At 41.0% G+C, this 6,779-nt stretch carries 7 protein-coding genes; 3 read left to right on the top strand and 4 right to left on the bottom strand.

All coding sequences use genetic code 11. The annotated features are described in order from the left end of the window. Positions 1 to 438: DUF4010 domain-containing protein (locus CXF78_RS06770; protein WP_145991388.1), on the bottom strand; the 438-nt coding region annotated here is incomplete at its 3' end. Positions 439 to 877: 439 nt separating this feature from the next. Between CXF78_RS06770 and CXF78_RS06775 the strand changes: the two genes are divergently transcribed. Continuing rightward, entirely contained in the window at positions 878 to 1,132 is a 255-nt protein-coding gene (locus CXF78_RS06775; protein WP_102036345.1) for a TIGR03643 family protein, read from the top strand. Positions 1,133 to 1,218: 86 nt separating this feature from the next. Here the strand turns inward: CXF78_RS06775 and CXF78_RS06780 are convergent, their stop codons facing one another. Together CXF78_RS06780 and CXF78_RS06785 are read right to left on the bottom strand one after the other, a co-directional pair. Beyond that, positions 1,219 to 3,702, bottom strand: coding sequence for an ABC transporter permease (locus CXF78_RS06780; protein ID WP_102036346.1), 2,484 nt, complete (start codon positions 3,700 to 3,702; stop codon positions 1,219 to 1,221). Then, complete coding sequence (locus tag CXF78_RS06785; RefSeq protein ID WP_011638017.1) at positions 3,702 to 4,451, bottom strand: ABC transporter ATP-binding protein; 750 nt, start codon at positions 4,449 to 4,451, stop codon at positions 3,702 to 3,704. The genes CXF78_RS06780 and CXF78_RS06785 overlap by 1 nt, the downstream gene beginning before the upstream one ends. Before the next feature lie 61 nt (positions 4,452 to 4,512). On the opposite strand from CXF78_RS06785, the gene CXF78_RS06790 reads away from it, so the two are divergent. Further along, positions 4,513 to 5,070 carry an arylesterase gene (locus tag CXF78_RS06790; protein WP_180957073.1) on the top strand — a complete coding sequence of 186 codons (558 nt, stop codon included), beginning with the start codon at positions 4,513 to 4,515 and terminating at the stop codon, positions 5,068 to 5,070. A 175-nt stretch (positions 5,071 to 5,245) separates the two neighbouring features. Next, entirely contained in the window at positions 5,246 to 6,313 is a 1,068-nt protein-coding gene (locus tag CXF78_RS06795) for a DUF3083 family protein (RefSeq protein ID WP_102036348.1), read from the top strand. A gap of 87 nt (positions 6,314 to 6,400) precedes the next feature. Here CXF78_RS06795 and CXF78_RS06800 read toward each other — a convergent pair. After that, positions 6,401 to 6,779 (bottom strand): S49 family peptidase (locus tag CXF78_RS06800; protein ID WP_180957074.1); only part of this gene is annotated, 379 nt, incomplete at its 5' end.

Here is a 6,779-nt window from a genome sequence, read left to right on the forward strand (position 1 = left end):
GTGAAACTGCGCATATATTATCGCCGTAATAAAAAACAATAATTGCATGAAAAAGGGAATATAAAAAATAAAGGGTAATTGGTCTGCCAAAAAAAAGATAATAAATAGGCATTCCAGTAACATAGAACATAAAGCAAACAACAATGTCAGTAGCAAGTCACGCTCACTTGTTGATGCAAATTTTTTATCATTCAATATTTGTAAAAAAACAGCCGTGCTGGAAATAAATCCCCCCAGAAAACCCTGTAACTGGAAGCGACTGCGCTTTGCTAGCAAGTGAAAACTAAAAAAGCTGAATAACTCTAGACAGGCAACCAAAGGAACAATTTTTAATAGAGGGACGTAGGCTGCCACCACGAACAAAGCCGCCAACATGGTCATGTCAAACCATATATGTTTGTCTTTAAAATGATATGAGAGTGGTGTCTTATGTTCCATCGACAATATTTGCCTCTACAACTATGTATCGTGGTGGACTAAATTATGAATCTTCAGCACTTACACTTTGTCACAAAATTAGTCCTACACTCCACGAGATCGGTTCGGAGCACTATTCAATATAACTTAACTATACAGTAAACCAACTTAAAAACGATTAAGAGATAAAACAAGTGCTTGCCCTGCTGAGTAATCCGAAGCTAATGTGACTTGGTATATTTTATAACACTGTTTGGCGGGTGAAATAATATTAAACCTACCGCACTCATCATCGATAATGAGCAATAACCCAGTAATGTCTGCATCTAACTGTCCGCTAATATGCTGTTCAGATAATCATTCAACATCCAATACGTTAAACACAAATTCTAAATTGATTAATCTAAATTCTGATAACTCACGTACTAAGGTGCAAACCCAATAAACATTATCAAACGCCATGCTATCATCGCACGAGACTTCAAGGATAATTGAAATGGCATGGGAAGACCGAACGCCATTTGAAGCTATTGAACATCTTTACGGTTTAAATGAATCGAATGTGATTAAACTCATGCGCAATTCACTTAAACACAGTAGTTTTAAATTATGGCGTGCACGAGTCAGTGGCCGTAAAACTAAACACCTTAAATTACGACCTGAAGGTACTGATAGAGCGTATTGTCCAACCCAATATAAAATGCGCTCAAAGTAATCATATCAGTGATCAACTAAGGTAAAAAGGCAACATAAAAAAGGGAGATGACTAAGCATCTCCCTTTTATACTTTTAGCCGGTGTTTTAACCCGCTTTTAGCATCTCACTGCAAGACATATTCAATAACTGTCGACAACGCCAAACACCTAAAATAGCCACAATTACCGCCCCTGCGACTGGAGTAATCGCCCACCACGGCCAATGCATATATACAACCAGCTCAAACACTTGAGTTTTTAACATGTATAAAGCAAATTCTGCCACAATCACCGCTAATAAACCGGCAATTGCACCAAGCAAAGCAAACTCAATTCCAGTAGAAGCACGAAGTAACCAACCCGATGCGCCAAAAGTTCGCAACACCGCGAGTTCTCGTTGTCGAGTCGCCATGCCAGCTTCCGTTTGCGCAATCAACACCAAAGCACTGGCCAACAACACTAATGCCAACACCAATGACAGTGATAATGACACTTGATCGATTATTTGTCGTAACTGCTCAACCATAGCCCCAACATCAATAATCGATACCGTTGGAAATTGTTGGATAAGTTGCAACACCACTTGATTGGCGCTAAGCAGACTACCGTCAGCCGCTAATTGCGCATCATTAAGGTGAAAACTTGCCATCGAGGTATAGGCAAATGGTGCCAACGCTTCAGGGGTGAAAATCATGAAAAAGTTGGGTTGTAGAGTTTCCCACTGAACCTGTCTAATACTGGCAACCTTCACCGAAAAGGATTGATTATCGATGTTATAGGTGAGCTTGTCGCCAAGTACAACTCCTAGTCTATCTGCGACACCAGACTCAACCGATACATCATCAGCAGCTTGATTAAACGTGCCCTCAAGCAGCTTATTATTTGGCGGTAAAGTATCTCGATAGGTTAAGTTTAGTTCGCGAGAAATCCCCACTCGCCCTTCAGCACCGTTTTCAGCTTGTTTACCTGAAATCAATTCTTCGTCATTTATATGAGTGAGTCGACCACGCACCACAGGATAAATATCAGTCGCGTTAATATGATTTAGGCTTAAAAAGTCGTTTAACGGCTTAGCATCCTCAGGGGCAATATTAACTAGAAAGTAGTTAGGTGCATTTTCTGGTAACTGCTTTTGCCATTCATTGAGTAAATCTTGACGCAAAGCCAAGATGGTTAGCAATAATACCAATGCACTGCTAAATCCAACCAATTGCACAGCATTTTGACGAGCTCGACGACGCAGACCGGCTAGTGCTAATTGAAAAGGATTGGTGGTTTTCATGCCAATGCCATGACCAAAACGGATCATCACAAAGCCCAGCACACTGAGTAAAAAACCTAACAACAATACTGCAAGTACCACTGTCATCGTCAATGCTAAACTTCTTGAATACAAATACCCCAACAAGGCCATTGCGGCCAAGCTTAATATTAAATGGAGCCACATGCCCAGCTGCAAGCCTTCTAATTGGCGCTGCAATACTCTTAATGGCGGAATGGCTAACAGCCGCATTAACGGATAAGCAGAAAACATAAATGCACTGATCAGTCCCGTGCTTACACCTAATAAAACAGGGCGTAAATACGGTGGAGAATAAGCTGCTATTTCTGGTGGTAAAAATGCCGTAATGCCAATGTCGAGCAATAACCCGCCCAGTAACCCCAGTGCAATACCCAACAAGGTCACTAACGACAAATGCAGTCCGAATAACACCCGAATTTGCTTGCCTGAAGCGCCAAAGGTTTTCAGCATGGCCACAACATCATAATGGCGTTGGCAGTAACGCTGCGCTGCAATACCAATGGCAGCGCACGCCAAGGCAATCCCAAGTAAACTGGCTAGCAGTAAAAAACGCTCCGCACGCTGCACAGCTGAAGCTATCGGGGAATCTCCCGATTGCACATCTACCCAACGTTGACTGTTATTGAGCAAAGGTTTAGCTTGCAGTTCAAATGCTGTTAATTGCTCTGCATTACCAGTAAATTGGTATAAATACGTCACCCGACTACCGGGTTGAATAATACCCGTCGCCGCCACATCATCTAAACGGATGAGTAATACTGGTGAAGATGCAAACGGATTAAACCCCGCATCCGGTAAACGACTAATCTCTTCGGTTAGCGATAACTCACTATTACCCAATTCAATGCTTTTAGGGTAGCCAAGCAAACCACCTAAGCGATTTTCAAACCATGCTTGTCCCTTGCTTGGTAATGCTCGAGTGACACCGTTACTCAGCTCTATATCGCCTTTTAACGGATAGCCCTCACCTACTGCTTTAACGGTCACTAATTGAAATTTATCGCCCGAATACACCATCGAGTTAAATTGCATGTTAGTGACGTGGGCAAGGCCTAACTCATCGGCAACAGTAAGGACTTGTGAATCAAGTTCAACCGGAGAGTCAATAATACGGTCAGCGGCAATAAAGTTAGAGGCTTCGCCATTAATGGCCACTTGTAAACGCTCACTAACCCGCGCTAGCCCGGTCACGGACAACACCGCTAACGTAATAGCCAACACGATAAGAATTAATTGCCCTTGAGCGAGTTCACGTTTAAACAATCTCCACGCAATTTGCCACTCCATTAATTAACCTCCTCAGCATGTTCCGCGCTCACATGGGCAGCCTTCAGATTATCTGCGTATGGTTCAGATAAATGACCATTTTCCATCACTAATTGGCGTGCGCAACGTTTTGCTAAATGCAAATCATGAGTCACTAACACCAACGTGGTGTCACTTTCTTGGTTTAACGCAAACAACATATCAGCAATTTTATCGCCATTTACACTGTCTAAGTTGCCTGTTGGTTCATCTGCAAACAGCACTTTGGGTTCACAAATAAAAGCTCTGGCAATCGCCACTCGTTGCTGTTCACCACCCGATAATTGTTTAGGTAAATGATTTAATCGATGAGATAAACCAACGCGATTAAGCATGGTTTGGGCTTTCTGCTTGGCATCTTTCACCCCAGCAAGCTCTGCGGGTAGCATAACGTTTTCAAGCGCGGTTAAGGTATCAACCAACATAAATGACTGAAAAATAAAACTGACTTTTTGCTTACGAAGCGCTGCTTTTTGCTCTTCATTTAATCCAGATAATGCCACGCCATCTAACACTATCTCACCAGAGGTAGGAGTATCTAATGCTGCAAGTAACCCCAATAGTGTCGACTTACCTGAACCTGATGGCCCCAAAATGGCGATACTGTCTCCTTGCTTGACTTCTATATTAATGCCGTTGAGGATAGTCAACTCTCCCTCTTGGGTCACGACAGTTTTATTGAGGTTAGTTACAGTAATGGCACTGGTATTTCGATCGATATTATTAGACATACAATCCTTCTTATATTCGTCACTTAAACGCGTGCTTACCAGCGTGTTTATACTGATAGTTATGAGTGTACCAACCTATGCTGCCACGATTTTGATATTAGGTGATAGCTTAAGTGCAGGTTATGGCATGCCAGAAGATCAGGGATGGGTACAATTGTTACGTAACCAGTTGCCTCAACATCAGGTAATTAATGGTTCTGTTAGTGGTGAAACAACGGCGGGAGGATTGCGTAGACTCCCGAGTTTACTGGCCTCAAGCAAACCTGATCTGATTGTCATTGAACTAGGTGGTAACGACGGACTGCGAGGTTTTCCGCCTAATAAACTGAAATCAAATCTTACAAAAATCATTACCCTATCGCAGCAACAAGGCGCCAAAGTGTTATTAACTGAGATTATGGTACCACCGAATTACGGCCCTAGGTATGCCAAATCTTTTACTCAGATTTACCATCAACTGGCCGAACAATATACAATTCAGTTGATCCCTTTTTTCATGCAAGATATTGCCACCGACAAAGCACTTATGCAGCGCGATGGAATTCATCCAAATGAACAAGCTCAAGACACTATTACGCTGTTAATGTTACCTTGGATCACACAAGCTTTATCCGAGTAAACACTTAAATTTGAACAAGTTTTGTTCAACATGTTAAAAACATTTTAATAAAGTGATCGAAAGTCATTTTAATTTAAGCATCAATGTTTAAAATGGACACTCAGCAAGCGCATTAAATAAGCATAAACATATAACGATAAACTTTAGACAACAACAAAGGCAATAAGGAAATAATATGTCCGTCAGTCGTCAAAAAAAAGTATACCTGCCAACAGCAACACGTAAAAATCAATACATTACCATTGGTTTTCCGTTAACTGATGAATATCTTAATGCATACAGTGATTTAGAAACTTGTTATGATGAGTTTAGTAAACTTGTCTATCAACTAGCCGAAAAACAAGAATTGTACAACGTTCACGTTGTCACCACTGATAAATTACCTATGGTCCGCTATCACAGTGAGGCTTATTGCTTAACCACAGACGAGCAATTACGTTTTTTCTATAACCCTGCACACCATGAAGCTAACCGTTTACACAGCGTTGCAGGCTTTAGAGCTAGAAAACTTAGAATTGTATTTTTAGCCACAGGCAATGACCTTCGCAGTAATTCGGCGGAATTTCACTCTCATGTGAAAAAATTTATAGCTGAATTAAAACCATTATTACCTGTTAAAAATGTGCCAATTAAAGTCCGTGACCACCAGCATATTTCTTATGACTTCTTTGCCAAAGCCAAAGGACTAAAAGAAACCTACGGTTATAAATTACGTGCTGTTGATAGTCGCTATCACCGACGTCATTGCGAGCTTCCAGAAAATGTCAGCACGCTCAATTATGTCACCATTAACATTCCAGTTGATCGTCGTATCAAGAAGCAGTTACTTGCAAATGATACCACCGACTTTACCAGTGTTTATAAAAAGGTATGTGACAAATTTATCGAAGCGACAAAAAGCAAACAGCTTAATCGTGTTGCAGTAGTTGCTAATGGTAAAATACCGCTAGTACGTAACAGTAAGTATGAGCAATTAACCAGTACAAATGAGTTTCAGATGGTCGGGTTTGATCCTCATGCCGAATCACCTGAGCCAATTTGTCACTGGGATGCGAACAAGCTTGTAGACGTTTTCCGATTTGTGATTGTCGCAGGTAAAAGTGATGAAACTGATGAAGGTTATGGTCGCTTTATGAATCAAGTTGAAGAAGCTATACGTGTATTTACCAATGAGTTCGACATTGATAAAGAACACGCTGATGTCATTTTACGTTTCCATCAACACATCAGTTACAAAGCTTAGTCACTCATAAGCTTTTCAATATAAAAAACGACAGCCAAGGCTGTCGTTTTTTTCTTTAATCAATTGCGTTGTACTGCTGTTACTGTACTACACCGATTGATTACGCTCCGCAAAACGATTCATCATAGTGGTCACTGATAGTGAAACGCCATGAGCAATTTTATCCGCTAGTTTTTTCTTCATTTGATATTGAATTTTAATCACTTGATGGGTGTTCACCAAGTCTAAAATTACATCATCGCTGGTAGAAACCGCATCAATAAGCCCTAAATCAATTGCTTGTTGGCCATACCAATGTTCACCAGTGGCGACTTTAGCAATGTCCATATTAGGACGATAACGGCCGACAAACTCTTTAAAAAGCACGTGAGTTTCTTCTAATTCCTGTTGAAACTTAGCTCTGCCTTCATCAGTGTTTTCACCAAAAACGGTTAAGGTACGTTTAAAGTCACCAGCAGTGTGCTGC

The sequence above is a fragment of the Shewanella sp. 11B5 genome (assembly GCF_002836795.1).
Classification (GTDB): domain Bacteria; phylum Pseudomonadota; class Gammaproteobacteria; order Enterobacterales; family Shewanellaceae; genus Shewanella; species Shewanella frigidimarina.

Excerpts from the sequence above, each read along its gene's own strand:
- CXF78_RS06795 (WP_102036348.1), top strand. The coding sequence starts at position 5,246 with ATGTCCGTCAGTCGTCAAAAAAAAGTATACCTGCCAACAGCAACACGT.
- CXF78_RS06775 (WP_102036345.1), top strand. The coding sequence starts at position 878 with ATGCTATCATCGCACGAGACTTCAAGGATAATTGAAATGGCATGGGAA.
- CXF78_RS06790 (WP_180957073.1), top strand. The coding sequence starts at position 4,513 with ATGAGTGTACCAACCTATGCTGCCACGATTTTGATATTAGGTGATAGC.
- CXF78_RS06785 (WP_011638017.1), bottom strand. The coding sequence starts at position 4,451 with ATGTCTAATAATATCGATCGAAATACCAGTGCCATTACTGTAACTAAC.
- CXF78_RS06780 (WP_102036346.1), bottom strand. The coding sequence starts at position 3,702 with ATGGAGTGGCAAATTGCGTGGAGATTGTTTAAACGTGAACTCGCTCAA.